This is a genomic window from Ensifer sp. SSB1 (assembly GCF_016652895.1).
In the GTDB taxonomy this organism is placed as follows: Bacteria; Pseudomonadota; Alphaproteobacteria; order Rhizobiales; family Rhizobiaceae; genus Ensifer.
In genome coordinates this window covers 1-26733 of the sequence record NZ_JAEPRP010000022.1, presented here as the reverse complement: position 1 = coordinate 26733, position 26733 = coordinate 1, and the positions used below count along the sequence as shown (strand labels likewise).

Genomic DNA, 26733 nt, shown 5'->3' with positions numbered 1-26733 from the left:
GCAGCGACTTTTCACAAAGGGAATTGTAATGGCCGAGACTATTGAATTTTCTGATTTCGAGCGCGTCGACATTCGCGTGGGCACGATCGTCGAGGCTGAGCCTTTTCCGGAGGCGCGCAAGCCGGCCTTCAAGCTGAGAATCGATTTCGGCCCGGAGATCGGCATAAAAAAGTCATCAGCCCAAATCACGGTGCACTATCGCCCGGAAGATCTCGTCGGGCGGCAGGTGCTGGGCGTGGTCAATTTTCCACCGCGCCAGATCGGGCCTGTCCGCTCCGAAGTGCTGACCCTGGGCTTTGAAGACGAGGCCGGCGCGATCGTGCTGGCTGCCACCGAACGGCCGGTCCCCAACGGCAAAAAACTGATGTGATCCCGATGAACATTGCATTCGAAGTGATCCCCGAGCGCGTCAAGGTTTCCTGCCTGTGGCGCGCCGCCGATGCCGCGCGCGATTGGCGCGCGAGCCACGTGCTCTCGCTGCTCGATCCGGAACTGCCGGATGCCAACGTTCCCGTCATCGCTGACGCAAGCCACCGGATCGTGCGCATGCGCGATCAGGAGAACCCGACCGCTACCCAGCATTTCCCCGATCTGGTGCTGGACGTGTTCGAGACGATGCGCCCTGCGGCCGAGGATGCTTCGAGCCGCATCCTCGTTCATTGCCACGCAGGGGTCAGCCGTTCCACTGCCTTTGCCTATGGACTGATCGCCCACCAGCTCGGCGCCGGCCGTGAGGACGAGGCGTTCCGGGCGCTGCTGACGATCACCCGCAAGCCCTGGCCGAACCGGCGGATCATCGAAATCCTCGATGCAGCGCTTGGCCGCGAAGGTCGGCTGCTCGCCCCGCTCGACATCATGCGCGCACGCCATCCGCGACGCATCGACGCCTGGCATCGCTTTAACGAACGGCGCGGCCTGACGTCGATCTATCAGCGCTAACGCTTACTGGTCTGCCAGCAGCGCCTCCGCGTAGCGCTTGAGCGAACGATTGTAGCGGGGGAGGTGGCGCGACAGGCTGCCGAGGGCAAGTGCGGCTGCTTCTTGCGCGCGACCGACGTCGACCAGGCACAGGGCCAGGAACGCGGCGACCGCATCGTCGAGTTCATCCGAGTGTTGGGCCTGTTCGGCGCTCAGCAATGCAATGCCTTCGTCAGCGCGGCCGAGATTGCGCAGAGTGCTGGCGAGCTGGATCGCGGCGCGCCGGCGGCGAATGCCCGTGAGACCGTTTTGCAGCGCCTGCCGATACGGCGGCTCGGCTTGCGTCTCATGGCCGGTTGAATCCTGCGCCGAAGCCCGTTCGAACAGGCCGATGGCGTGATCCGCCGGAAGTTCAGCTGCGAGCGCCTCGATCCGGGCGATGAAGGTTTCGCTGTCGACGGTGTCAAAGGCAGCCCAGAGCTCGGCCAGCCGTCTTTCCCAGCCGTTCCAATCGATAACGTTCGCCACAGCGCATTCCCTCAGCCTGGTCTCCTGCGAGCAGTCACCCGTCAATGCGAGAAGGTCAAGCCGGCACGCGCACCGTTGCACGCAGGCCGCCGAACGGGCTGTCGCCGAGAGTGACGTTGCCGCCATGGCTGCGGGCGATGTCGCGGGCGATCGCCAGACCAAGCCCGGTGCCGGAACTGTCGAGATTGCGCGCCTCGTCGAGACGGAAGAACGGCTTGAACACGTCCTCGCGCGATCGTTCGGGAATGCCCGGACCATCATCGTCTACGGTGATGGTCAGCCACTTGGCACTGTGGCGCGCATCGATGCGGACGGTGTTGGCGTAGCGATAGGCGTTCGAGGCGATGTTGGCGACGAGGCGGGTGAAGGCGTTCGGTCGGACGCGGATCTCGTCTTCGCCCTCGATGGATGTGGTCAGGGTCTTGCCGAGCAGTTCGGCCTCCGCAGCGAGCCGGGTCATCAGGTCGCTGAGTTTCAGCTGGCCGACATCTTCCTCCGCTTCGCTGCGGGCGAAGGCAAGGTACCCTTCCAGCATGTTCTGCATGTCCTCGACGTCCTGGTTCAGGCCTTCGAGATCCGGGTTGTTGCCGGCGAGCGCCAGCTGCAGCTTGAAGCGGGTAAGAATGGTTCGAAGATCATGGCTGACGCCGGTCAGCATCGCCGTGCGTTGTTCGATCTGGCGCTCGATGCGCTCGCGCATGAGGATGAAGGCGAGGCCAGCGCGGCGGATCTCGTCGGCACCGCGCGGTGCGAAGTCGTCGATCTTCTGGCCCTTGCCGAAACTTTCGGCCGCTTTGGTCAGCGCCAGGATCGGCCGGATCTGGCCGCGCAGGAACAGGATCGCGATCGTCAGGAGCACCAGCGATGCGGCCACCATCCAGACGAGGAAGATGTGGGTGTTGGAGGCATAGGCCTGGTTACGCCGGGCATAGACCCGCAGGATGCGGCCATCGTCGAGCTTGATGCGGATCTCGACGAGCTTGGAGTTGCCGACCGTATCGATCCAGAAGGGGCGGCGGACCTGGTTGGAGATCTCTTCGCCGAGGATCTGGTCGAGGATCTCGAAGAACGGGCTTGGCCGTGGCGGCGGCAGTTCGCCGGGCGGTTCGACGGAAATACTGAGATCGAGCTGATCGCGGGCGATGCGGATGATCTCGGCAATGTTGCGGTCGTCGGGGAAGGTATCGATGAGATCGACGATCGCGGCGATGTCGCCGGTGACGGCGGCCGAAAGGCGCTGCGTCACCAATTGCCAGTGGCGCTCCATGAAGATGAAGGCGACGACCGATTGCAGCAGCACCATCGGGATGATGACGATGAGCAGCGAACGGGCGTAAAGACCCATGGGCAGGCGGCGGCGAAGCCAACGCGTGAAGCGCCTCCAGGCATTGTCGCTGGAGCCTGCCGCTCCGCGCTCTATGCCATCAAAGCTTGCCATGGGACGCCGTGCTCATCGAAAGGGCTGCCATCTCAGTCCACGCTCAACCGGTAGCCGATACCACGCACCGTCTGTAGCCAGACGGGATTCGACGGATCGTCCTCGATCTTGCGCCGGAGGCGATTGATCTGCACGTCGATCGTGCGTTCGCCGACCTCGGCATCGTCGCCGATCAGCTCGTGGCGCGGAATGGTCTCGCCGGCGCGCTGCGAAAAGAGCGTCATGATCTCCTGCTCGCGGTCGGTGAGGCGAATGTGATCGGCGCCGCGCCTGAGTTCCTTGCGCACCACCGAGAAGGTGTAGGGACCGAAGATCACCTGGTCGACCTTGGGCGTCTGGGCGGGCTGGTTGCGGCGCAGGATATTGTTGATGCGCAGCACCAGTTCGCGCGGTTCGAAAGGCTTCGACAGATAGTCATCCGCGCCAGCCTCGAGACCTTCGATGCGGGAATTGGATTCCGCCAGTGCCGTCAGCATCAGGATCGGCACGGTCTTGATCTGCCGGAGGCTATGGGTCAGCGAGATGCCGCTTTCGCCCGGCATCATCACGTCGACGATCAGAAGATCGAAATCGAGGCCGACGAGCTTGCGCCGCGCCTCGTCCGCGTCCGACGCGGTCGTTACCCGAAATCCCTGGTCGACCAGATAGCGGTTAAGGAGGTCGCGGATGCGTCGGTCGTCGTCAACGACCAGAAGGTGAGCCGCATCGTCCGAGACAGTCGCTTTTGTCGTCATTCCACGCTTCCCAAGTTCCAGGCTCCGCGCCGGCTGCCGGCGGTGGGGCCTCGTGTCAGTCTGCGGCGTTCTTCATTCCGGCGAGAAAGCGTTTGACCGTCTCCCGCGCGCCCGGACCCGTTCTTGCCAATGCATCCGCTATGCGGCGGGACTGTGGCTCGGCCAGTGCACGCGCGAGCGCCTGACCTTCCTCGGTTGTATAGAGCATCCGCTGGCGCCGGTCTTCAGGGCCGGTCTCCTGGCGGATATAGCCTGAGTCGATCAATTGCTTGAGCACGCGGGCAAGGCTCTGCTTGGTGATCTTCAGCGTGTCCAGAAGGTTGGCGACGGTCATGCCGGGCTCGCGGTCGACGAAGTGAACGACCCGGTGATGCGCCCGCCCGAAGCCGCTCTTTTCCAGGATGGCGTCGGGATCGGAGGTGAAGTCGCGATAGGCGAAGAAGAGCAGCTCGATGATCTCGAAATCGATCGTGTCATCATCGGCGGCGGCATCGGTGAGATACCGGGTGTTCTCTTTGGATTGGCCGGCCACGCGGTCATTTCCTTTCAGCCTGATTGCAACTTGCGAAACATTCGGAAAAATACGTCAGCTTTGTTGACATATTTTTACCGCACCATTAGCGTCCTTGCTCGGTAAGCGAGACATTTGGCGTTGGCAACACCTTGAAAGGATATGCCGCGCCGTTCCGATCGCAAATCCAAAATCACGAAATTGAATTTTCCCTCAATCAGTTTGCCGATAAACTGAAAGCAGGACGATAATCAACTAAGAATGGCGCACATGCGCCGGAGGATGACACCATGGCAGCGGTTCCTTTTGATCAGTTGGACGGAGAGATCTGGTTCAACGGCGAGTTCGTGGCATGGAAGGACGCCAAGGTACACGTGCTGACCCACGGGCTGCACTATGCGAGCGCTGTCTTCGAGGGCGAGCGCGCCTATGGCGGACGTATCTTCAAGCTGAACGAACACAACCAGCGCCTTCATCAGTCGGCCGATATCCTCGGCTTCAAGATTCCCTATTCGGTGGAAGAACTGGATGCTGCGAGCGTCGAGCTCCTGAAGCGCCAGGGATTTTCCGAAGCCTATGTGCGGCCGATCGCCTGGCGTGGCAGCGAAAGCATGGGCGTTTCGGCGCAGAACAACCGCATCAACGTCGCCATCGCCATTTGGCAGTGGGGCAGCTACTTCAATCCGGCCGAGAAGCTGAAGGGTATCCGTCTCGACATCGCCGAATATCGCCGCCCGGATCCGCAGACAGCACCTTCGAAGTCAAAGGCTGCCGGTCTCTACATGATCTGCACCATCTCCAAGCACGCGGCGGAAGCCAAGGGCTATGCGGATGCGATGATGCTCGACTATCGCGGCCGCGTGGCCGAAGCGACGGGCGCCAACATCTTCTTCGTCAAGGACGGCGTCATCCATACGCCGGTTCCGGATTGCTTCCTCGACGGCATCACCCGCCGCGCGGTCATCGAGCTTGCCAAGCGCCGCGGCTACGAGGTCGTCGAGCGGGCGATCATGCCGGAAGAGCTTTCCGGCTTCAGCGAATGCTTCCTGACCGGCTCTGCTGCCGAAGTGACGCCGGTTTCGGAAATCGGCCCCTACCGCTTCATGCCGGCGACGATCTGCGAAACGCTGATGAACGACTACATGAAGGAAGTCTATCCGGTTGCCGCAGCGGCCGAGTGACGCCATAGGGACGTTTTCGAATGCAGAAAAGGCGGCCTCCGGCCGCCTTTTGTCTTGCTACGGATATGATCGTGGGATGGGTCAGGCTGCCTTGCCGAGGAACTGCCCGACAATGCCGCTGAGCACGCCGCCGCCAACGAGGCTGCCGATGGCTTGCATCGCAAGGCCGGTTGCGGCTGCTTCGCCACCGAGCATCTGAATGAGGAACCCTCCGCCCAGGCCGCCGATTGCGCCGACGATGGTCCGCGCGACGACACTGAATGCTTGCTGCTTCAATACTGCGCTGGCCGCGTTACCGCCGGCCGCCCCCGCGATCAACTGGGTAATGATAGGCATTAATGCTTCCATTGATCCCTCCGTGTCGTGGCTCGTCGTGGACGGGCCACTAAAGCCGATGAGCCGGCACCGATAGGTTGAAGCCTATTCTGATTTATTGTCAATTTGAACGAAATGGCAGCCGGAGGGCCGGATCTTAGCCTATTGAAATGGTTCGCTTTCAACCGGAGGCCGAGCCCGGCGGGACGGGGGAGGAGGGTTCGCCGCAGTGTTGGGACCGAACGGCTCTCTGTCTTTTCCCGATGAAATGGGATGATTCGCGCATGCGCCAGACGGCGTGGAGGATCGCAGAAACAGCAGGCTCCGGCGACCTCGGGGTCGCCGGAGTGTCGAGTTCTATCGGTAAACGTAGACGATGCGTCGCGTCGCCGGCTCGACCAGCACGGGCTGGCCGTTGATGCTGACATAGTCGTAGCTATAGTCAGGCACGCGCTGGACCGCGACCGTCTGCGGAAGTTCGGCCCCGACCACGACTTCGCCGTCGAGATAGACGGTGTCGCCAGGGTTGGACGTGACGTAGGTGCGCACATTGTCCGGCGGCACGATCGGATCGACCTCTTCGACGGGGCCGATCAATTCGTCGCCGCTACTGACGATCACAGGATCGTTCGGCTGCGCCTCATAGGTGACGGCGGGAATAGCCAGGTCGGCCCGACGTTCCTGAACCACGACGGCGGAACCGTCGAAGTCGGTCGTCAGATATTGCGCATAGACCCAGCCACGCACGCCATTGATATCGATCCGGCACCATTTGCTGCCTTCGATGCAGCCATCGATGACCGCGGTGCTACCGCGCGTCGCCAGGCCGACTGTCGGATATTGGGGGCCCGGACCCGTGCGGATGTTGAGGTCCGTGACTGTCGTTGCGGTCATGGCTGCAAAGGCGGACGGCATGCCGACCGTCAACACCAAACCCGCGGCCGCAGCGGCTCGCAACAGGGGGCGGGTAAGCTTCACCATCATCTTTCTCCTCTTATTGATGAAGGCGAAACGTCTCCGCGCGCGCGGATGTTCCCCCGGGAACGTCACGAAATGTGACGCCGTGACATTCTCCCGCTGCTGCCGCGCCCCGTGGGCCAAAGAAAACAGGCGGCGGGAGAGGGAACGAAGATGCAGAATATTCAGCCGGACCAGAACAATTTCACCGCCCGTAGCCTCAAGCCGGTGGTGCGGATCGTCGTTGCCGCGGAACTGGCCATTTCGGCGCTGCTGATGACGACGGTGCAATGGCCGGTGCCGCAACCTGCGACCAGCCAGGCCGCCACCGCCCAAGTCGCCGTTCTGCGCTGATTGGCGCTGTCACCGACGCCATTTGCCGCTATAGGAGAGAACTACAGCGCAGCGCGTCCTGTCGGGCGCGCTGATCGTTATAGAACTTTGAAGTGCTGCAGGCGTTTTATCTATCGATCGACGACGATCGAAGGAGGCCGCGGCAGATCCTAAAAAGGCAGGCGCACATGTTACAGGCGGGCATCATTCCGGTTACCCATTTCGAGCAGAATTGCACGGTGCTGTTCGACAGCGAGACCAAGGAAGGCGTGATCGTCGATCCCGGTGGTGACGTCGATCTCATCCTGCAGACGGTTCGCGAGAACGGCATCACGCTGAAGGCGATCTGGATCACCCATGGCCACATCGACCACGCCGGTGGCGCCAAGGAATTGAAGGATGCGCTCGGGCTCGAAATCATCGGCCCACACAAGGACGACCTGCCGTTGCTCGAAAGGCTGGAGAGCCAGGCCGAGCGCTTTGGCCTCGCAATGAAGGTCCAGAACGTCATTCCGGATCGCTGGCTCGAAGAGGGCGATACCGTTTCCTTCGGCGATCATCTCTTCGAGGTCCTGCATTGCCCCGGTCACGCGCCTGGCCATGTCGTCTACTTCAATCGGGCGCAGAATTTCGCCCATGTCGGCGATGTGCTCTTCCACGGCTCGATCGGCCGCACCGACCTGCCGGGCGGCAATCACCAGCAATTGCTCGATTCGATCCGCGACAAGATCCTGCCGCTCGGTGACACTGTCGGCTTCATCTGCGGCCATGGCCCCGGCGGCCAGATCGGCGAGGAACGCCGCACCAATCCCTATTTGCGCGGGCTCTGAACCGCTTAGCAGGCCGATCAGCGGCCCGAATCAAAAAGCGCATGGCTCGCGAGAGCCATGCGCTTCTTTTTTTGTTCTGACGCTCGCTTGATCAGCCGGCGGTGCAGAAGTAGCTGCGGCCATCATAGCCGCGGAACGTGCCGTTGTCCGGGTTGAACGAGCGGTAGCGCTGCGAGCAGTAACGGTACCAGGAGGGCGTCCAGGGCTCGAGCGAGCGGTAACCGCCGCCATAGCTGTCAACGACGACCGGGCGTGCCTGATAGACGGGGCGGGCGCGGTAGACAGGGCGCGGCTCGTAATAATCGTATTCCGGTTCCGGATCGACATAGACGCGGTCGCTGTAGCCGCTGTTGTAACGGGGCTGCGAGGCAATCGCGCCGCCGATCAACGCGCCGGCGACGAGGCCCGCTGCACCAGCTGCCCATGCGTCGTCATTGTTGTGGTGGTGGCCGCCACCCGCTTCAGCAACACCGAACGTCGGGATGACGATGGCGGCTGCTGCGACCGAAAGAACGGCGGCTTTGATGAACTTGTTCATGAGCTTCAATCCTATCGCATGGACCGGATCAATCCGGATTTCATGATGAGAGGAAGTTAATGCTGCCAGCCTGAACCGAGCCTGAACAAAAAAAACCCGGCAAATCTGCCGGGCTTCAACTTTGAATCTGTCAGCAGAAGTCGGCGTTAGCCGGCGATCTGCAGGTTGACCGCCTTCGGGCCTTTGCCGCGGCGATCCGGTTCGGTGTCGAAGCTCACCTTCTGATTTTCCGTCAGACCGTTCAGGCCGGAAGCCTGGACTGCGGAAATGTGTACGAAGATATCTGCACCACCGTTGTCAGGCTTGATGAAACCAAAGCCCTTGTCGGTGTTGAAGAATTTTACAGTGCCAGTTTCGGCCATGCGTCAGGTCCTTTTCTCTCCACCCGTTTGACGGACGGGTAGCATTGCAGTTTTGCCCGAATGGGCGTTGGCAGGCAGTTCTCGACGTTTGAGGAAAGGGTCCTGTTACCGCAGCCAGCCATTGGAGAAGTTGCATTTTCATGCGTCTTCCCGGCCTGGCCGCCCGGAGTTTTGCGTCTCCGGCCCGCTTTTATTTCAAGATCTTCCCGTGTTCGCAGATTGCCCGAACAGAGTAAGATTGATGGGTTTATTTTGAATTGGCAAGCAAAACTTTTCAGGCGTGGTATTGCGTCTTGTCATTGCTCAAAAATCGGTCATTTCCGCGGTTGTTGCCCTTCTTTCAAGATATATCGCAAGCTGTTGAAATCACAGCTTTTTGAAAATGAATGCCGCAAAATTGAGTGGGTTTTTGCTGTTTTTCGATGCAGCCACAACGGGGCCTGATGAATGCAGGCGGCGTCCGGTATTCGCAACTCTCTGATATGTTTGATGCTTCTCGCGTCGAACGTTTCTTGCCTACGATTCTTGCAGAAAAACTAAAGGTATTGAATTGGACCGGTCGACGACACCCCGCCCGGGGTTTCGTGCCGAAGCAACGATCTGATGGCCCGGTACAATAGCAAGTAAAGCGCCAGTCCGGCGTTTGGGGCGGTCGCTGATATAGTTCGTGCCGCAGTCGGTTGCGCCCGCAAGTGCCGGTTTCAGGCGGCCGCTTGAACGCGCCGGCTTTTCGTCAGTTCGGGAATGATCTCGACGGCAAGCATCGCGGCGAAGATGATGGCGCAGCCGGCATAGCCGATCGGGGTGATGACCTCGCCGAGCAGCAGGACGCCGAAGAGCGCGGCAAAGAGCGCCTCGCTCGACAGGAAGATGGCCGCCTGCGGCGCCGTGGTATAGCGCTGGCCCACCACCTGCAGGATGAAGGCGAGACCGCTCGAGAAGATGCCGGCATAGAGGATTTCGAAGAGGGCGCCTTCGATCGCGGCAAGGCTCAGCGGCTCCATGGTCACGGCAAACAGGAAACCAAGCACCGTGCAAACGGCGAACTGCGTCATCGACAGCAACATCGGTCGGCCACTGCTGGGCGCGAAAAGACCGACCAGCAGCAATTGCACGGCCCAGAACAGGGCGCACAGGATCGTCAGGTAGTCGCCGCCACTCAGGGCCGAGAGCGTCCCACCGCTCAGAAGGAAGATGCCGAAGAGCGCCATCAGCGCGCCCGGCCAGATGACCCAATGCGGCTTGCGGCGCAGGAAGACGACGGTCAGCACCGGTACGAAGACGACGTACAGCCCGGTGAGGAAGCCGGAATTGGTGACGCTCGTGTCGAGGAGGCCGAATTGCTGGGTCGTTGCGCCGGCAAAGAGCGCAAGGCCGATGAAGATGAAATTGCGCACGGTCTTCAGCCGCAGCGGCTCGGTCGCACGTTTCGTCTCGAGAATGGCGAAGGGCATGGCGACCAGTGTCGCGATCGCAAACCGGAGCGTGATGAACCACAAGGGGCTGATCGCATCCATGGCCGTCGACTGCGCAACGAAGCCGGCGCCCCAGATCGCGCCTGATATCAACAGCAGCAGATTGGCCTGAATGCGGGGCATGTTCGTTCTCCTCGGACAGGCCGCCGTCTAGCAGTTGCGTTCTGGGCGGGCAAGGCTCATCGTCAGCGTCTCGGCGCTCGGAGATGGCGATGAACGACAGCGGATATTCCGGTAAGCCGCTTGCTCGCAAGCTGGGCTTGAGGACCGGTCAGGTGGCGTTGCTTCTCGGCGTTCCGCCCGGGCTCAGCGACGTCACCGGCTTTTCCGGTTTCTCGACCAGCGAAACGTCGATCGGCCCGGCAACCGAGCGCAGCTACGACTATGTGCATGTGTTCGAGACGCAGAGATCCGTATTGGCCAGGCTTGCGCCAGAGGTGGCGGCCCGGCTCAGGCATGACGGCATGCTCTGGATTTCCTGGCCGAAGAAGGCGTCGAAGGTGTCGACGACACTGACGGAAGATGTGCTGCGCGACATCTTCCTGCCGCTTGGCCTCGTCGATGTGAAGGTCTGCGCGGTCGATGCCGTCTGGTCCGGGTTGAAATTCGTGTTCCGCAGGGAGCTTCGCGACCGGCTGACGTGAAGGGCGAGGGCCGGAATTGTTACTGCGTCGCGCCTTTGGAAACCCGGAGAACGGCGCCGTCCTCCTCATCCGTCACCATCAGCAAAGCGCCGTCCGGCGCGACGACAACGTCGCGGATGCGGCCGAATTCGCCATCGAACAGCCGCTCCTCGTTGCCGATGGCGCCGCTGTCGTCGCGTTCGAGCCGTGCCAGGAGCTGGTACTTCAGCGCCGCGACCAGCAGGTCGCCGTCCCACTCAGGGAACATCTTCCCGCGGTAGACGGCAAGTGCGCCAGGCGCGATCGAGGGGTCCCAGTAGAAGAGGGGCTGGTCGAGGCCGTCCTTCGCCGTACCTTCGCCGATCTCGGCGCCGGAATAGTCCTTGCCGTAGGTGATGACCGGCCAGCCGTAGTTGTGGCCGGGCTGGGGATTGTTGATTTCGTCGCCGCCGCGGGCGCCGTGCTCGACCGTCAGCAGCGTGCCGTCCCTGGGATCGACGGCGATACCTTGAGGATTGCGGTGGCCCTTCGACCAGATCTCCGCCAACCCGCCGGTGCCGCCGCGATAGGGGTTCGATCCGGGAATGCTGCCATCGGCATTGATGTGCAGGATCGCTCCGGCATGGTCGCGTGGGTCTTGCGCCCGGTCACCTTCGCCGCGATCGCCGATGCCGAAAAACAGGCTGCCGTCGGGCGCGATCGCGATACGCGAGCCGAAATGCTGGCCCTTGCCGGTAAACTTGTTCATCCGGAAGAGCTCCCTGACGTCGGTCAGGCCGCTCTCGTCTTTTGCAAGCTTGGCCCGCACGACCGCGGTGCCGTAGCCGCCTTTGCCGCTGGCCGCCAATGTCAGGTAAAGCGTCCTGTTCTCGGCAAAGCCGGGGTCGAGGGCGATGTCGAGCAGGCCGCCCTGGCCGCGCTCGGCGACCTTGGGCACGCCCTTCAGCGGGCTCGACAGCTTGCCGTCGCGCAGGATCCTCAGTCGGCCGGGACGCTCGCTGATGATCAGGCCGCCACCCGGAAGCGCTTCGACGGACCAGGGGTGTTCAAGGCCGGTCGCCAGGGTCTCGACGCGCAAGGGGCCGTGCTGGCTTGGGAATTCGCGGGCCTCCTGCGCCGAGGCGCCGCAAGGGGCGAGGGCCGTTGCCAGCGTGAGAAACATCGCGAGCGCCGGCGCCTTATGCGCCCGCGTCGTTAGCTGTTCCAATGCTCCTGCATTCGTTCGCCGCATTCCGCTTCTCCGACCCGACTCGTTCAACAGGCAAGCTGGTGCGGTCGACGGAGGCGTTCAAGTCACAACCGATCAAAAGCGCTTTATTTCGAGATCGACCCGGTCGTCAGCGGCACCGGGCGCTGTTCGCCAATCAGTTCGGCATTGACGATGTAGCGCATCGGTCCCTGTTCGACCGCATCGAAGGGCCAGCAGGTGGCGAGCGCCAGATGATGGCCGGTGGCCGATGCGTTGATGCCGCTTTCGTCCCAGCGGGCGACCCGGCTTTCGCCGGCGCGGAACAGGAAGCGTCGGCCATCCTTGCGCGTCAGCACCAGGAGATCACCGGGGTTGACGTCCTTCAGCCAACGGAAATGCGTGTCGCGGTGGGCGGCGATGACGGAAGTACCCTCGTCACCGGGCAAAGGCGTCGTCGTCAGCCAGGCGGGGCCGAAGGCAAGCGCTTCGCCGCTTGCACCTTCGAGCACGATCGCCGAGCGGTTCAATCGAGGCGCGGTGATTTCGGCCGTCGTCTGAAAGTCGGCCCAGGGCCAGGGCTTTCCGTCCGGGTTGCCGTGCAACTGGGCCTCGAAGGTGCGTTTCAAGAGCACCTGCGAAACCTCTGCCTTGGCCTTCATGTAGAAGCCCTTGCCGATGAACATCAGACCGGCAAGGGCAATGAGTGCGATGACCGCAAGCACGATCGTCTCAACCGCCGAGAGGCGGGCGAGAAAGCCCGGCCGTGGCTCGGGCTTTTCGTTGTCAGCGGCCACGACGGCGCACTCCGGCAAGCACGACGGCGGCGATTGGCGCGCGCCAGAAGAGGAACGTCATGCCGGCGACGAGGGCAAAGGCCAGAAGCATCAGGCCGATCAGGATCTGCTTGTCCGCTTCCGTGGCCGTTTGCGGCAGGGTGACCTGGTTGTTGGCCTCCGCGATCAGGCCTGCCGCCCGCGCGGTTGGTGCCGCTCGCATGCGATCGGCCGTCGCCATGGCAAGCTTGGTCCGACTTTCGAGTGCAGCGTCGCGTTCGTCGACCTTGCCGGGCGTGGCTTCGCCGGGCTTTTCACCGAAGACCTTGCCGAAGTCCCAGCCAGCCGGAAGGTTGAGTGGCAGCCTGGTTTCGGCTTGAGGCTCGCCGGCCGGGCGTGACGGCGTTGCATCGACTGCGACCAGGCTGGTGACGCGGGAGACGAGGTGGTGGGCGAGCGCGACGGTCTCGATCCGCTGGTCGAGTGTGGCGGGATCGGCGATCGAAGCGGCGCTTGCCTCGAGATCATCGATCTTGCGGCGCGCCCAGAGCTTGGCGATGCCCTGGCCGGTCGAGGCCTTGGCGATGTCCATCTCGACCCGCCACGGCTGGTCGCCGGCCTTGCCGAGGATCTGCAGCTTGCCTTCGGGGGCTGCGCCGTCGAGTTCGGCCGTCAGCACGACCGGTTCTCCGCGATAGAGGTCGGGCATCGGGTTCGGGGTGATGTCGCCTGCCGACGCGCCGTCGAAGCTCGCGGAGATGTCGGTCATCGCGGGGCTTTCAAGCTTGGTGAAAAGCTCGCCCATGCGCTCGGCCACCTGGCTCTCCGAGCCGATCAGCGTGAAGGTGCCACGGCCATATTCGGCGGCCTTGGTCATGAAGTGGCTGTTCGGGGCCGAGCCGATGCCGACGGTAAAGACGCGAGCGTCGCCACGGTTCTTCTGGATCTCTTCGAAAAGCTGAATCTCGTTGCCGATCGCGCCGTCGGTCAGGAAGACCACCTGGCGCAGGGCACCGGACTGGACCGGTCCTTGCGTGCGAAGGGCTGCTTCCAGCGCCGGCAGCATTTCCGTACCGCCATCGGCCGTTAGCCCGCGGACATAGGCAATTGCCTCTTCGCGCTTGTCCGGTGTTGCCTCGGTGAGCTCCGGAAAATGCACGGACATGGTGTCGTCGAAGCGGATGACATTGAAACGGTCTTCGGGCTTCAACCTGGAGATCGCAAGCGCCAGGCTCTGCTTGGCCTGTTCCATAGAAGGGCCGGCCATGGAGCCCGAATTGTCGATGACGAAGACGATTTCGCGCCTGACGGGCTTGGCGTCGGTATCGCTTGCGGTGGCCGGTGGCGTGACGAAGGAGAGCAGATAAGTCTTGCCGTCCACCGTCTCGCGGAAGAGTCCGGCATAGGGGCTCTTGCCCTCGATCGCTTTCCAGGTGAGCTCGAAGTCGCGGTCGGCGGGCACGCTGTCGCCCCTCAGCGTCACGCGGCGGCTGAGATCGTCGAGATTGGCGATATCGACGTCGTGATAGCCGGATTTCACTTCGCCGAGCGGGAAGCCGGCCTTGAGGTTCACCGTCAGTGTGACGGGGTTGATCTTGGCGTTTGCCTTGGGATCGAGGACCGGGGCTTCGATCTTCTCGCGGTCGGGGACAGGATCGCTGACGGCATAGCCGGTGCGGCTGTCGAGATCGACGGTCTGGACGATCGGCTGCGGATTATAGCGCGGCGCCACCACCATCGGGAAGCGGAGGGAATAGAGGCCGTTCGATTGACGGACCGCGCTCTGATACTCGATCTGCACAACGACCGTTTCGCCAGGGCCAATATTGGCGACCTGGTTGGTGAAGATGTTCGGGCGCTGCTGTTCGAGAAGCGCTGCCTTTTTGCCCTCGGCCTTCGCTTGTTCGTAAATCTCTTTGGCGGCCTGGCGCGGCTTGATCTGGCCCTCGATGAAGCGGTCGCCGATCTGCATCTTCAGCGTATCGACGGCCGAATCCTCGGGCAGGGGGAAGACGTAGGTGCCTTCGACCCAGCCCTTGCTGGGGTTCTCGAAGCGCTGGGTTACGCGGGTGCGCATGATCGGGCCGTTGACGTCGATCGTCACGTCCGTCGCCAGCCGCGGTGCCTCGACGAAATAGCCCGGTTCCTTCGACGGGAAGAGCAAGGCGCCGGTGCCGACGTCGTTGGGGCGGACGTAGCCTGCCATCCGCTGGGGCTTGGCGTCTGGCGTTTCCGCGGCCGCCTGGGTCATCAGGCCGATGAACATCAGGATGCAGGCGGCAAGGGCCGCGAGCGCCAGATACATGCCCCAGCGCGCCTCGCTCTGTCGTGTTTTCATTGAGGCGATTTCGTCGTCGAGAAACATTGCATAACCCCCGTAATGCGAATGTGTTCGGATCATCGGAGGAAAAGCCCGGAAACCGGCTCTTGCGGGACGGAATTGCGGCGTTCCGCGACAGTTGTCGTGGCTAAATTATGGCATTTGCAATTTTGTAGAATTGCGCTGATTTTTTTGAATAAATCGCGATCAAGAACCGTTTCGGACTGATACGTTTCGTGGCCGTTCAAACCGCCGCCACATTTCCATTTTCGTGGCCTTGCGCTTGCAGGTGAGCATCGCCTTGAGATCTTGGCTGGCGATCGACAACGCTGATCGCACTCATGAAACTTTGTCATGGTGACGCTTTTTGCCCGCGTTTCCGGCGTTTTTGCCGTTCCGGCGCTTGCAAGACCGGGCGTCTTTCGACATAGACCTAACCGCTATGGAGCCTGGTTTTCTCCGTTCCGTAGCGATCACCTCGTCTCGAAACGATCAGGACCTTCACCCATGGCCTTCCTTGCCGATGCCCTCTCCCGTGTAAAGCCTTCCGCCACCATCGCCGTTTCGCAGAAAGCCCGTGAGCTGAAAGCGAAAGGCCGCGATGTGATCGGCCTCGGCGCCGGAGAGCCGGACTTCGATACGCCCGACAATATCAAGAAGGCTGCGATCGACGCGATCAACCGCGGCGAGACGAAGTACACGCCGGTTTCCGGCATTCCGGAACTGCGCGAAGCGATCGCCAAGAAGTTCAAGCGCGAGAACAACCTCGACTACACGGCTGCCCAGACGATCGTCGGCACCGGCGGAAAGCAGATTCTTTTCAACGCCTTCATGGCGACGCTCAACGCCGGCGATGAAGTCGTCATCCCGGCACCCTACTGGGTCTCCTATCCGGAAATGGTGGCGCTGTGCGGCGGCACGCCGGTCACCGTCTCGACCAAGCAGGAAAACAACTTCAAGCTCAGGGCAGAGGACCTGGACAAGGCGATCACGCCGAAGACCAAGTGGTTCATTTTCAACTCGCCGTCCAACCCGTCGGGCGCTGCCTACAGCCATGCCGAGCTCAAGGAACTGACCGACGTTCTGATGAAGCATCCGCATGTCTGGGTTCTGACCGACGACATGTACGAGCACCTGACCTATGGCGACTTCAAGTTCGCGACTCCGGTCGAAGTCGAACCCGGCCTTTATGACCGCACGCTGACGATGAACGGCGTCTCCAAGGCCTATGCCATGACCGGCTGGCGTATCGGCTACGCAGCCGGCCCGCTGCAGCTGATCAAGGCCATGGACATGATCCAGGGCCAGCAGACCTCCGGCGCCACCTCGATCGCCCAGTGGGCGGCCGTAGAGGCGCTGAACGGCACGCAGGACTTCATCCCCGAGAACAAGAAGATCTTCGAAGGCCGCCGCGATCTCGTCGTGTCGATGCTGAACCAGGCCAAGGGCATTTCGTGCCCGACGCCGGAAGGTGCCTTCTACGTCTATCCGTCCTGCGCCGGCCTGATCGGCAAGACAGCACCGTCGGGCAAGGTGATCGAGACGGACGAAGACTTCGTCTCGGAACTCCTGGAATCCGAAGGCGTTGCCGTCGTGCACGGCTCGGCCTTCGGCCTCGGCCCGAACTTCCGCATCTCCTATGCGACCTCGGAAGCCCAGCTCGAAGAAGCTTGCCGCCGCATCCAGCGCTTCTGCGCCGCCTGCAAGTAAGCGCGAGCAACCGCATCTGACAAAAAAAGCCCGCCGGAAACGGCGGGCTTTTCGTTCGCAAAGCGATTCAACGGGCAGCGAACCTGATTCAAATCAGCCGGCTAAGGCGTTGAAATCAGACTCGAACCTCAGGCGCCGGGAACCTCGTCGTCGCCGACGACGCCACCCTCGCTTTCGAGGATGGAGAGGCGGCGTGCCTCCGAACGGGTGAACTTCAGCCGCACGCCGATGCCGCGCTCGCCCTCCGGCAGAAACACCGCACCGGCATTTTCCAGCGCGTGCTTCAGCGACAGGATCACCTCGTCGGCGGGTGTTTCCAGCTTGCGCTCAAATTTGAGGATCGTATCCTCGTCAACGCCCGAAAAGCTCGAGAGCATCTCGCGCGAGATTTCGATCAGCGCCCGGGCGGCGCGGCACTGTGGACCTGTAATCATCGTTATCTCCAGTTGCAGTGGAGGATGCGCGAAGGCCGGCGACGGGTCAACCGTAGCACATCTTCACGATTTCTCGCTTGGTGTTCGCTCTGGAGCTAAGTCTGCAAGGATGGACGCGTTGCCGAAAAAGTGGGATGCGTGGACCCGTCGTCCACAAATGCAGCCACTGAGCCTCCTCAATGCGCAATCTCAACGATTTCATCATCTTCGCCCATGTGGTCGACCACAAGGGTTTTGCTCCGGCGGCACGCGTCCTCAACGTGCCGAAGTCGACGCTCAGCAAACGCGTGGCGGAACTGGAGAAGACGCTCGGCGTCCGGCTCATCAACCGCACATCCCGGCGCTTCACGGTGACCGAGATCGGCGAGGATTTCTATCGGCATGCGGCCGCGATGCTGATCGAGGCGGAAGCGGCCGAGGCCGTGGTCATGGGCAGGCTCGCCGAACCAAGCGGCACCGTGCGCATCACTGCCTCGGTGCCGACGGCGCAGATGACGCTTGCCGGGTTGCTGCCGCAACTAGCGCTCGCCTATCCCAAGATGCGGGTGGCGCTGCACGCGACCGACCGCTTCGTCGATCTGATCCAGGAAGGCTTCGATATCGCCGTGCGCGATCATTTCGCGCCCTTGCCCGATTCCGGTCTCGTCCAGCGGCGGGTCGCCACGCAGGTGATCTGGCTGGTTGCCGCACCCGGTTATCTCGCGCGACGCGGCACGCCGATTGAGCCAGGTGAACTCGATGACCACGATGGGCTGCTCACGTCGCCGACCAGCGATGGCTGGACGCTCCGAAACGGGGATGACGCAGCTGTCTCGGTCAAGCCCGAGCCGCGCTTCGTCGCGGACGAATCCCAGGTGCTTCTCGAGGCGGCGCTTTCCGGCCTGGGAATTACGGCACTACCGCGCAAGCTCTGCGGTGCCGAGATCGACAATGGCAGCCTCGTGCGGGTGCTGCCCGGCTGGCAGGCGGGGCTTGTCACGACAACCCTTCTGATGCCGCATCGGCGTGGCCAGCTCCCTTCGGTTCGGGCCGTTGTCGATTTCATTGCCGACCGCCTGGGCGAAGGCTGACGGCGACAGCCTGCTGGAGATGCCTTCCCGCGCACTTGCCTACGGGGTCCGCCAGGTGAGATCTGCAAATGAAAAGGCCCGCACGAGGCGGGCCATTTCATGTGATTTTGTCGGGCTTAGCGTTCGGCCAATGCCGGTTCGCCCTTCTTCTCGCGCACGAGGTTCATGAAGCGACGGAAAAGGTAGTGGCTGTCCTGCGGGCCGGGGGAAGCTTCCGGGTGGTGCTGGACCGAGAAGACCGGCTTGCCGGCGACGCGCAGGCCGCAGTTCGTGCCGTCGAAGAGCGAAATGTGAGTCTCTTCAACGCCATCCGGCAGAGACTTCGAATCCACCGCGAAGCCGTGGTTCATCGAGACGATCTCGACCTTGCCGGTGGTGTGATCCTTGACCGGATGGTTGGCGCCGTGGTGGCCCTGATGCATCTTCTCGGTCTTGCCGCCGAGTGCCAGCGCCAGCATCTGGTGGCCGAGGCAGATGCCGAAGACGGGGATGTCGGTCTTCAGCAGGTTCTGAATGACGGGAACGGCATACTTGCCGGTTGCCGCCGGGTCGCCCGGGCCGTTGGAAAGGAAGATGCCGTCCGGCTTCTGCGCCAGCACTTCGTCGGCGCTGGTCGAGGCAGGCATGACGGTGACGCGGGCGTTGAGACCGGCGAAAAGCCGCAGGATATTGCGCTTCACGCCGTAGTCGAGCGCGACGATGTGGTAGGCCGCATCGGTTTCGCCGAGCGTCGAGAAGCCCTCGTTCCAGACCCAGGGCTTTTCGTTCCAGCGCGAGGACTGGCCCGAGGTTGCGACCTTGGCGAGGTCGAGGCCTTCAAGCCCGCTCCAGGCCTTGGCTTCCGCCTTCAAGGTATCGATATCGAAGACGCCCGAGGGATCGTGGGCGATGACGGCGTTCGGCATGCCGTTCTCGCGGATCCAGGCGGTAAGCGCGCGGGTGTCGATGCCGCAGAGGCCGATGATGCCGCGGGCCTTCAGCCAGGTGTCGAGGTGCTTGGCGGCGCGGTAGTTCGACGGTTCGGTGATGTCGGCCTTGAAGATGACGCCGACCGCGCCGTGGCGTGCTGCCGGCGTCAGATCTTCGATGTCTTCGTCATTGGCGCCGATGTTGCCGATGTGCGGGAAGGTGAAGGTGACGATCTGGCCGAGATAGGAGGGGTCCGTCAGGATTTCCTGGTAGCCCGTCAGTGCCGTGTTGAAGCAGACCTCCGCCTGCACCTTGCCGGTCGCGCCGATGCCCTTGCCTTCGATCACGGTGCCGTCAGCCAGAACGAGCAGAGCGGTTGGTTTTTCAGTGGTCCATGCGGGTGTCGCGGTCATCGTTCCTATCCCGTTGCGGCGCGAAGCGGGGCTTGAAAGCCCGGCAATCGATCGCCATTTCATGTGCTCAGGCATGGACGCGCGGAATCCCCGCGGAAAGTGCTCTCATGCCGATGTCGTGCAGGTGCGGGAAAATAGCCAAAGCGCTTCTCCTGGTCAACCGGCCGCTGTGAATTGTCTGGAAATAAAATTCCTTATAATTCAAGCGGTTGCGTATTCCGTTTGATTGCACCTGTCACACTGGTTTAAGACGACGACAACAATGATGGTTTCGAACCGGTTCCGGGCAGAGCACCGCGGGCCGGTTTCGACATGGAGTATGGACATGCGCGACCAGTTCGCTGACGCACTGAAGGAAGCCCTGAAAGCCAAGGATACGCGGCGTACCTCGACCGTGCGGCTGATCCAGGCGGCGATCAAGGACCGGGACATTGCCAATCGCGGCCAGGGCAAGGACCCGGTCAGCGATGACGACATCCTGCAGATCCTCGCCAAGATGATCAAGCAGCGCGAGGAATCGGCCCGTATCTACGACGAGGGTGGCCGGCCGGAACTTGCCGAGCAGGAGCGCCAGGAAATCGTGATCATCAACCACTTCCTTCCGGCACAGCTTCCGGAAGAGAAGGTGCGCGAACTCTGCGCCTCGGTGATCCAGGAAACCGGCGCCCACGGCCTGCGCGACATGGGCAAGTGCATGAACGTGCTCAAGGAGCGCTACCCGGGCCAGATGGACTTCGCCAAGGCGTCCGGTCTCGTGAAGGACCTGCTCAAGTAAGGGCGGATCAAATACCGGCGCACGCCCGTCCATAGGTGACGGGCGTCGCCTCTTCGGCGTCTGCGAATATCTTGTCTTCGAACGCCCGATCGATCAGCGCGAACTTCTCCGCCTGATAGTCCCAATATTCCCGGATGAAAGCCTTCGAAAGCCAGACGCCACCGCGTCCGGGTGTTCGCTCCCAGCCCATGCTGCCGAGCAGGGCCGCCTTGTCGAAGATCCGCTTGAGATGCGTCTTCGAAATCATGAAGCGTTCGCTGAGGTCACTGGGCGAAACGGAACCGATCGCCAGTCGCTCGGCCTCGGGGTCGAAGGTGCCGATGCGGGAGAACAGATCGTCCATCACCACGCCGCCGGAATTGACCCAGGTGAAGAGATCGAAGGTCGGTCCGGGACGGCGAACCTTGTCGTTTCCGACAAGGGCATGAGCGACTGCCGCCTGCAGCCGGCCAAACTGGGTCGGGTCCTGCGTCAGCGTCGCCACGCGCGACCGGCCATCGAGCACGTCGAGAATGGCAAGGTGCGCCAGCATCCATTTCCAGACATAATCAAGCGCAGCGTCCGTGGGCTCGATCGGCCGATTGCGCTTGGTGGGTGGTGACACCGTGTATTGCGCGAAGCGATAGGCGATCATCTCCTGCACGAACGAGGCCGCGGTGTTGCGGCTGGCGATATCGTTGGCGACGGCATAGTTGATGAAACGCCCGCTATAGAGGCCGCTAAACAGATCTTCGGGATCGCGGTCGTGATGGAGGGCGAGACCGGATTGGGCCATCAGCCAGCGCTGCTGCGAAGCGAAGATCGAAGCGAGCCGCGGGTTGTCCCCATACATGGAGACCATGCCGCGGGCGTAATCCAGGACGGCGCTGAAGAAGACAGGACTGGACGCGAGCGCTTCGACAGCAATGGCCATGATGGGTGTTCCAATTCGGGACACCGAATTGACGCTGTTCACCTTCGGCGAGTCAAGCGCTACTTTTGGTCTTTGGAAGCCCGTTGCTGCCCTCTTGGGTTGTGGTTGCGAGCGTAATTCCCGTTTCCGTCCTGTGAATTGCGGGCAAGCCGGATCACTCTTGTGGCGTCCCGCGGACTTGCCGCCTATATGGAGGATCGACCAGAGGTTTTCATGCGCTTTTCACCATCCTTTCTCGACGAGATACGCGATCGCGTGCCGATTTCGGACGTGATCGCCAAGCGCGTCTCCTGGGATCGGCGCAAGACCAATGTTTCGCGCGGTGATTATTGGGCCTGCTGCCCCTTCCATGGGGAGAAGTCGCCGAGCTTCCACTGCGAGGATCGCAAGGGCCGCTACCATTGTTTCGGCTGCGGCGTCTCCGGCGACCATTTCCGTTTTCTCACGGACCTTGAGGGCTTGAGCTTCCCGGAAGCCGTGCAGCAGATCGCCGATATGGCGGGCGTTGCCATGCCGCAGCCTGATCCGCAGGCCGAACGGCGGGAAAAGGAGCGCACCAGCCTTCTCGACGTCATGGAGTTGGCGACCGCATTTTTCGAGGATCAGCTTCAGACTGCGGGCGGCGCCAAGGCGCGTGCCTATCTGCGCGAGCGCGGCCTGACGGGGCGTACGATCGAAACCTTCCGCCTGGGCTTTGCGCCCGACAGCCGCAATGCGCTGAAAGAATTCCTGGCCGGCAAGGGCATCGGCAAGGAGCAGATCGAGGCCTGCGGCCTCGTCGTCCACGGTCCGGACGTGCCTGTTTCCTACGACCGTTTTCGCGATCGCATCATGTTCCCGATCCTGTCGTCACGCGAGAAGGTCATCGCCTTCGGCGGCCGCGCCATGTCGCCGGATGCACCGGCGAAGTATCTGAACTCCAACGAGACCGAGCTCTTCCACAAGGGCAACGTGCTCTACAATTTCGCCCGTGCCCGCCGCGCGGCGCAAGGTGCGTCCCGTCTGGCCGACGCCGGACCGGACGATGCCGCGGGAACCATCATCGCCGTCGAAGGCTACATGGACGTGATCGCGCTGCATCAGGCGGGCGTCGAAAATGCGGTCGCGCCGCTCGGCACGGCATTGACCGAGAACCAGCTAGACCTTCTCTGGAAGATGACGTCTCAGCCGGTACTCTGCTTTGATGGCGATGGCGCCGGCATCCGCGCCGCCAATCGCGGCGTCGACCTGGCGCTGCCGCACCTCAAACCCGGCCGCTCGGTGCGTTTCGCCATGCTGCCTGACGGCAAGGACCCGGACGACCTGGTGCGCCACGAGGGCCGCGCGCCCTTCGACAAGGTGCTCGCCAATGCGCGGTCGCTTGCCGACATGGTCTGGCAGCGCGAGATCCAGGGCGGATCGTTCGACACGCCGGAAAAGCGCGCCGAGCTTGAGGCGAAGTTGAAGCAGGTCACGGCCGTCATCGCCGACGAGAGCGTGCGCCGCCACTATGGCCAGGACATGCGCGACCGGCTGAACGCCTTCCTGCAATCGTCAGGATCGGGGCGGGGAGAGCGGCGTCCGTTCGAGCGCGGCGGCAGGCCCGGCAACGGCCCCCGCGGTGCCGGCGGGCCGAGAGGGCCGAATGCGGCAGGACCGACGGCGATCTCCGATCGGCTGGCGCGGTCTTCGCTCGTCAGCGGGCAGCAGATCGCGCCGCTGTTGCGCGAAAGCGTGCTGGCACTCACCATCGTCAATCATCCGCAATTGCTGTTCGACGAATATGATGAGATCTCGACGATCGAATTCGATCATCGCGACCTGCAACGCTGCTGGGCGGCGGTGCTGAATGCCGCGGCCGCGCAAGGGCCGCGCCTGACGCGCGAAGGTCTGGTCGAGCAGCTGCATGCCGAAGGTTTCGGCGCCTTGATCGGCGCGATCGACCAGCAGATCCGCTATGCGCGACTTTGGACCGCGACGACGGTGGCGGCACCCGAGGATGCCCGCGAAGGCTACCTGCAGGCGCTGGCCCTGCACCAGCGCTCCAAGGCGCTGCATTGGCAGCGGCGCGAGCTCGAACGTGAACTGGCGCACGCGACCGAGGAAGGCGACCTCGAGGCGGTGCCGCAACTGCTGCGCACGCTTCAGGAAGTTCAGCTCGAAGTGACGCGGCTTGAGAACCAGGAAGCGATCATCGAGGGTTTCGGGGTGCTTTCCGGCCGCGTGAAGGGGCCAGCAGCGCGCTAGTCCAAAAACTTACGCTGCCACGCTGAAATCCCACCCGATCTTAACCGAACGCCGACTATTCGCGCCAATGTTCGGCCACCCACGGAGCGGGACGGATGTAGTGGCGCAGGTAGCGGAGCGGGTTCTTTTCACGACGGTCGCCGTTGAACAGGCGGCGAATGTGGCCAAGCGGCGTGTCCACCCGGCCACGATAGCCATATTGCCCGTCGATCGCATGCTGCGGCAGCAGGCTGCGCGGGAAGAGCACCACGCGCGCATCGGCCGGCAGGCGCGGCTCGAAGAAATAGTTGAGCGGGAAGGTCCAATGACAGTCCTGCCGGAAGTGCAGGACCCAGCGTCTTGGGAAAAGCTTCACGCCGCCGGGCGCATTGCGCGTGACGAAACGTTGCTCGAAGCGATATTCATCGGCAATGCCCTGAGGATTGGCAGCAAACTTCTGCTGCAGGGGCACGAGCTTGCCCACCGGAAAGCGGAACAGCGAGGTCTGGCCGAGACGCTCGAACGGGGTTGTCTGGTTCCTGGCGAGAATAACGTCGTCAGGTTCGCCGACCTCGAAGAAAGAATCGAGCGACCCGACGATGACGATGTCGAGATCGAGAAACAGCACCGGACCCTTGAGGTTGCCGAGCTTGGGCCCCCACAGCCGCGACTTCTGCCAGATCCCGGGCGTGTTCGTGGGCATGTCCGCGATGTTGAGCGGCGGCAGGTCCTCGCAGAGAATTTCCGGACGCAGCCCTTCGAAATTGTCGTTGAAGCAGGTGAAGGTGAAGGGCGGGGTGATGTTGCGTGCCACCATGGCATAAAGCCGGTTGATGAACGGAGCGCCGTACTTCGTACCCCAATTGATACAGATGATCTGCTTGACGCCGCCGCTCGCCGCTAGAATGTTCGCCATGATGACTTCCCGATTTTTTGGGAGCCACTAAAGTACTGGTGCGTCATCAAGGTCAAGCTGGCAAAAGGCTCAATCCCCCACGTTGAAAAGCCTGCCGATCGCGCGGGATAATCGCTGCTTTCTCTTCATTTGCCCTGACGACTATGGCATTGCGGCCGCATCTTGCGATGATTGCAGGCAGTGATTCCCGTGAAGGAGACGTGATGGAGTTTGTCGAAAGGGCGAAGCGCGCCGCAAGCGCTGCCAGCCATCTGTTCGACGACGCCGGCCCGGCGCCGCTCGATGTGCTGAAGCGCGTCTATGGCTATTCCGCCTTTCGCGGCAAGCAGCAGGCAGTGGTCGAGCATGTGACCGGTGGCGGCGATGCCGTTGTCCTCTTCCCGACCGGTGCTGGAAAATCGCTCTGTTTCCAGATCCCGGCGCTCTGCCGTCCCGGGCTCGGTGTGGTCGTCTCGCCTCTGATTGCGCTGATGCGCGACCAGGTGGAGGCGTTGAAGCAGCTCGGCGTCAACGCGGCGGCCCTCAACTCGTCGCTGACCCGCGAGGAAGCAATCGCCGTGCGGCGGCAGGTCCATGACGGCACGCTCGACCTTCTCTACGTGACGCCGGAGCGCATCGTCACCGACGGTTTCGCGGATCTGCTCGGCGATGCCCGCATCGCGCTTTTTGCCATCGACGAGGCGCACTGCGTTTCGCAATGGGGCCATGACTTCCGTCCGGAGTACCGCGCGCTCGGGCTTCTGGCGGAGCGCTATCCGGGCGTGCCGCGCATCGCGCTGACGGCGACCGCCGATCCGCATACCCGCGACGATATCGTCGAGCGACTGGCGCTGACCAATGCCAAGGTCTTCACCACCAGCTTCGACCGCCCGAACATCGCCTATGAAATCGTCGAGCGCGACCAGCCACGCCAGCAACTGCTGCGCTTTCTTTCGCGCTTCAAGGGGTCGTCAGGCATCGTCTATTGTCTGTCGCGCGCCAAGGTCGAGGATACGGCCGAGTGGCTGAACGCCCAGGGCATCCGGGCGCTGCCCTATCACGCCGGCATGGATCGGGCGCTGCGCGACAAGCATCAGGATGCATTCCTGAAAGAGGAGAGCCTTTGCCTGGTTGCAACCGTCGCCTTCGGCATGGGCATCGACAAGCCCGACGTACGCTATGTCGCTCATCTCGATCTGCCGGGCTCGGTTGAGGCCTATTATCAGGAAACCGGTCGCGCCGGCCGCGACGGCCAGCCGTCGGAGGTCTGGATGGCCTATGGCATGGCTGATGTGCTGCAGCGCCGCCGGATGATCGACGAGGGTGGGGCGGCGGATGACATCAAGCGTATCGAGCGCGGCAAGCTCAACGCGCTGCTTGCGATCTGCGAGACCGCGGGCTGCCGCCGCCAGGCGATCCTCGCGCATTTCGGCGAGGCCCATCCCGGCCGCTGCGGCCATTGCGACACCTGCCTGAAGCCGGTCGAGACCTGGGATGGCACGGAGGCGGCGATCAAGGCGCTGGCGGCCGTCTATCGCACCGGTGAGCGCTTTGGCACCGGCCATGTGGTCGATGTGCTCATGGGCACGGTCAACGAAAAGACCGAGCGCTTCGGGCATGTCGACATGCCGGTCTTCGGTGCCGGCAAGAATCTGCCGGCCCGCACCTGGCAGTCGGTCTTCCGGCAGCTGCTGGCGGCAGGACTGATCAGTGTCGATCATACGGCCTTCGGGGCGATAAAGCTCGAACCGGAGGCCCGCGCCGTGTTCAAGCACGAACGCCAGGTGTTCTTCCGCAAGGACAGGCCGACGTCGGGCAAGGCCGCCCGCGGTGCCAAGTCGGGCTCGCAGCGCGAGCGCGCGGATCTTGCGGGTTCGGATCTCGAGCTGTTCGAACTGCTGCGCGCCGAGCGCTTTACGATCGCCAAGGACCTGAACGTCCCACCCTATGTCGTCTTCCCCGACGCAACGCTGATTGCACTCGCCAAGGAACGCCCACGCGGCTTCGACGAACTGCTCGATATTCCCGGCATCGGCGAAAGCAAGCGCGAACGTTACGGCGAGGCATTTCTTGCTGTCATTGACGGGTATCTGGACGGGTGAAGACGTTCGCGCCGGCGGCCGGCACGTTCGAAGCCAGACGGAAAATGTCCGTCAGCATATCCGGCGCGACACAATATGTCTGCCACGCCATCTCGTAGTGAAATGGCCTGTCGTTTTCACGCTCCATGCCGCAGCGCGCCGGATTTTGCTGCAAGTCAAAAGCCGTCATGATACTCGTCAGCCACGCGATGTTTTCTTCAAGTGAGGGCGCCATGACTTCAGCCTTTCTGTCCCATCTCCGTTTAGAGCTCGATGGCCTGAAGACGGCCGGGTTGTACAAGT

At 62.5% G+C, this 26733-nt stretch carries 28 protein-coding genes; 11 read left to right on the top strand and 17 right to left on the bottom strand.

Features of this window, described 5'->3' with window-relative positions; translation table 11 throughout:
* Nucleotides 1-28 precede the first annotated feature (28 nt).
* Both I8N66_RS08025 and I8N66_RS08020 read left to right on the top strand, forming a co-directional pair.
* A complete protein-coding gene (locus I8N66_RS08025) occupies nt 29-370 on the top strand; it encodes a tRNA-binding protein (RefSeq protein ID WP_291151889.1) in 342 nt (113 codons plus the stop codon).
* A gap of 5 nt (nt 371-375) precedes the next feature.
* A complete protein-coding gene (locus I8N66_RS08020) occupies nt 376-939 on the top strand; it encodes a protein-tyrosine phosphatase family protein (protein ID WP_113535664.1) in 564 nt (187 codons plus the stop codon).
* A gap of 3 nt (nt 940-942) precedes the next feature.
* Here the strand turns inward: I8N66_RS08020 and I8N66_RS08015 are convergent, their stop codons facing one another.
* From I8N66_RS08015 to I8N66_RS08000, 4 genes are read right to left on the bottom strand one after another with little or no spacing between them, the layout of a single operon-like run.
* Nucleotides 943-1446, bottom strand: coding sequence for a tetratricopeptide repeat protein (locus tag I8N66_RS08015; protein ID WP_291151886.1), 504 nt, complete (start codon nt 1444-1446; stop codon nt 943-945).
* Between the two features lie 55 nt (nt 1447-1501).
* Nucleotides 1502-2884: an ATP-binding protein gene (locus I8N66_RS08010; RefSeq protein ID WP_291151884.1), complete on the bottom strand. Its 1383-nt coding sequence runs from the start codon at nt 2882-2884 to the stop codon at nt 1502-1504.
* Nucleotides 2885-2916: 32 nt separating this feature from the next.
* Nucleotides 2917-3618 carry a response regulator transcription factor gene (locus I8N66_RS08005; RefSeq protein WP_113535459.1) on the bottom strand — a complete coding sequence of 234 codons (702 nt, stop codon included), beginning with the start codon at nt 3616-3618 and terminating at the stop codon, nt 2917-2919.
* Between the two features lie 55 nt (nt 3619-3673).
* Complete coding sequence (locus I8N66_RS08000; protein WP_113535458.1) at nt 3674-4150, bottom strand: MarR family transcriptional regulator; 477 nt, start codon at nt 4148-4150, stop codon at nt 3674-3676.
* A gap of 269 nt (nt 4151-4419) precedes the next feature.
* Between I8N66_RS08000 and I8N66_RS07995 the strand changes: the two genes are divergently transcribed.
* Nucleotides 4420-5310 (top strand): branched-chain amino acid aminotransferase, encoded by an 891-nt coding sequence (locus tag I8N66_RS07995; RefSeq protein ID WP_291151881.1) that lies wholly within the window; start codon nt 4420-4422, stop codon nt 5308-5310.
* 81 nt (nt 5311-5391) lie between these two features.
* Here the strand turns inward: I8N66_RS07995 and I8N66_RS07990 are convergent, their stop codons facing one another.
* Complete coding sequence (locus I8N66_RS07990) at nt 5392-5658, bottom strand: hypothetical protein (RefSeq protein WP_113535456.1); 267 nt, start codon at nt 5656-5658, stop codon at nt 5392-5394.
* A 324-nt stretch (nt 5659-5982) separates the two neighbouring features.
* On the bottom strand, nt 5983-6540 hold the full coding sequence (locus tag I8N66_RS07985; RefSeq protein ID WP_291151972.1) for a DUF1236 domain-containing protein: 558 nt from the start codon (nt 6538-6540) through the stop codon (nt 5983-5985).
* Between the two features lie 216 nt (nt 6541-6756).
* On the opposite strand from I8N66_RS07985, the gene I8N66_RS07980 reads away from it, so the two are divergent.
* A complete protein-coding gene (locus tag I8N66_RS07980) occupies nt 6757-6936 on the top strand; it encodes a hypothetical protein (protein ID WP_113535454.1) in 180 nt (59 codons plus the stop codon).
* A gap of 167 nt (nt 6937-7103) precedes the next feature.
* Nucleotides 7104-7745 carry an MBL fold metallo-hydrolase gene (locus tag I8N66_RS07975; RefSeq protein WP_291151877.1) on the top strand — a complete coding sequence of 214 codons (642 nt, stop codon included), beginning with the start codon at nt 7104-7106 and terminating at the stop codon, nt 7743-7745.
* Between the two features lie 91 nt (nt 7746-7836).
* On the opposite strand, the gene I8N66_RS07970 is transcribed toward I8N66_RS07975, so the two are convergent.
* From I8N66_RS07970 to I8N66_RS07960, 3 genes are all read right to left on the bottom strand, one after another.
* A complete protein-coding gene (locus I8N66_RS07970; RefSeq protein ID WP_113535663.1) occupies nt 7837-8283 on the bottom strand; it encodes a BA14K family protein in 447 nt (148 codons plus the stop codon).
* A gap of 146 nt (nt 8284-8429) precedes the next feature.
* A complete protein-coding gene (locus I8N66_RS07965; RefSeq protein WP_057253168.1) occupies nt 8430-8645 on the bottom strand; it encodes a cold-shock protein in 216 nt (71 codons plus the stop codon).
* A gap of 701 nt (nt 8646-9346) precedes the next feature.
* Entirely contained in the window at nt 9347-10243 is an 897-nt protein-coding gene (locus I8N66_RS07960) for a DMT family transporter (protein WP_291151870.1), read from the bottom strand.
* Nucleotides 10244-10332: 89 nt separating this feature from the next.
* On the opposite strand from I8N66_RS07960, the gene I8N66_RS07955 reads away from it, so the two are divergent.
* Nucleotides 10333-10764, top strand: a complete 432-nt coding sequence (locus I8N66_RS07955; RefSeq protein WP_291151867.1) for a hypothetical protein — start codon at nt 10333-10335, stop codon at nt 10762-10764.
* Between the two features lie 19 nt (nt 10765-10783).
* On the opposite strand, the gene I8N66_RS07950 is transcribed toward I8N66_RS07955, so the two are convergent.
* The 3 genes from I8N66_RS07950 to I8N66_RS07940 all read right to left on the bottom strand — a co-directional run bounded on the left by I8N66_RS07950 (nt 10784) and on the right by I8N66_RS07940 (nt 15043).
* Nucleotides 10784-11974 (bottom strand): PQQ-dependent sugar dehydrogenase, encoded by a 1191-nt coding sequence (locus I8N66_RS07950; protein WP_291151864.1) that lies wholly within the window; start codon nt 11972-11974, stop codon nt 10784-10786.
* A gap of 83 nt (nt 11975-12057) precedes the next feature.
* Nucleotides 12058-12726, bottom strand: a complete 669-nt coding sequence (locus tag I8N66_RS07945; RefSeq protein WP_223725091.1) for a class GN sortase — start codon at nt 12724-12726, stop codon at nt 12058-12060.
* Nucleotides 12716-15043 (bottom strand): marine proteobacterial sortase target protein, encoded by a 2328-nt coding sequence (locus I8N66_RS07940; RefSeq protein WP_291151859.1) that lies wholly within the window; start codon nt 15041-15043, stop codon nt 12716-12718. The genes I8N66_RS07945 and I8N66_RS07940 overlap by 11 nt, the downstream gene beginning before the upstream one ends.
* A 489-nt stretch (nt 15044-15532) precedes the next feature.
* On the opposite strand from I8N66_RS07940, the gene I8N66_RS07935 reads away from it, so the two are divergent.
* Entirely contained in the window at nt 15533-16735 is a 1203-nt protein-coding gene (locus I8N66_RS07935; RefSeq protein ID WP_291151856.1) for a pyridoxal phosphate-dependent aminotransferase, read from the top strand.
* Nucleotides 16736-16863: 128 nt separating this feature from the next.
* Here the strand turns inward: I8N66_RS07935 and I8N66_RS07930 are convergent, their stop codons facing one another.
* Entirely contained in the window at nt 16864-17169 is a 306-nt protein-coding gene (locus tag I8N66_RS07930; protein WP_291151853.1) for an XRE family transcriptional regulator, read from the bottom strand.
* Nucleotides 17170-17348: 179 nt separating this feature from the next.
* Between I8N66_RS07930 and I8N66_RS07925 the strand changes: the two genes are divergently transcribed.
* Nucleotides 17349-18239: a LysR substrate-binding domain-containing protein gene (locus tag I8N66_RS07925; RefSeq protein ID WP_291151850.1), complete on the top strand. Its 891-nt coding sequence runs from the start codon at nt 17349-17351 to the stop codon at nt 18237-18239.
* 116 nt (nt 18240-18355) lie between these two features.
* Here the strand turns inward: I8N66_RS07925 and carA are convergent, their stop codons facing one another.
* Nucleotides 18356-19561: a glutamine-hydrolyzing carbamoyl-phosphate synthase small subunit gene (carA, locus tag I8N66_RS07920; protein ID WP_291151847.1), complete on the bottom strand. Its 1206-nt coding sequence runs from the start codon at nt 19559-19561 to the stop codon at nt 18356-18358.
* A 325-nt stretch (nt 19562-19886) separates the two neighbouring features.
* On the opposite strand from carA, the gene I8N66_RS07915 reads away from it, so the two are divergent.
* Nucleotides 19887-20336 (top strand): GatB/YqeY domain-containing protein, encoded by a 450-nt coding sequence (locus I8N66_RS07915; protein ID WP_113535662.1) that lies wholly within the window; start codon nt 19887-19889, stop codon nt 20334-20336.
* 7 nt (nt 20337-20343) lie between these two features.
* On the opposite strand, the gene I8N66_RS07910 is transcribed toward I8N66_RS07915, so the two are convergent.
* Nucleotides 20344-21249, bottom strand: a complete 906-nt coding sequence (locus tag I8N66_RS07910) for a hypothetical protein (protein ID WP_291151841.1) — start codon at nt 21247-21249, stop codon at nt 20344-20346.
* A gap of 213 nt (nt 21250-21462) precedes the next feature.
* Here I8N66_RS07910 and dnaG point away from each other — a divergent pair, with 213 nt between their 5' ends.
* A complete protein-coding gene (dnaG, locus tag I8N66_RS07905; protein WP_291151839.1) occupies nt 21463-23475 on the top strand; it encodes a DNA primase in 2013 nt (670 codons plus the stop codon).
* 55 nt (nt 23476-23530) lie between these two features.
* Here the strand turns inward: dnaG and I8N66_RS07900 are convergent, their stop codons facing one another.
* Complete coding sequence (locus tag I8N66_RS07900) at nt 23531-24373, bottom strand: glycosyl transferase (RefSeq protein WP_291151969.1); 843 nt, start codon at nt 24371-24373, stop codon at nt 23531-23533.
* A 200-nt stretch (nt 24374-24573) separates the two neighbouring features.
* Here I8N66_RS07900 and recQ point away from each other — a divergent pair, with 200 nt between their 5' ends.
* The gene (gene recQ, locus I8N66_RS07895; protein ID WP_291151836.1) at nt 24574-26451 is read left to right on the top strand and encodes a DNA helicase RecQ; all 1878 of its coding nucleotides are present in this window, start codon (nt 24574-24576) and stop codon (nt 26449-26451) included.
* Here recQ and I8N66_RS07890 read toward each other — a convergent pair.
* A partial coding sequence (locus tag I8N66_RS07890; RefSeq protein WP_291151833.1) for a hypothetical protein occupies nt 26426-26733 on the bottom strand: 308 nt, incomplete at its 5' end. The two genes, recQ and I8N66_RS07890, sit on opposite strands and share 26 nt — an antisense overlap.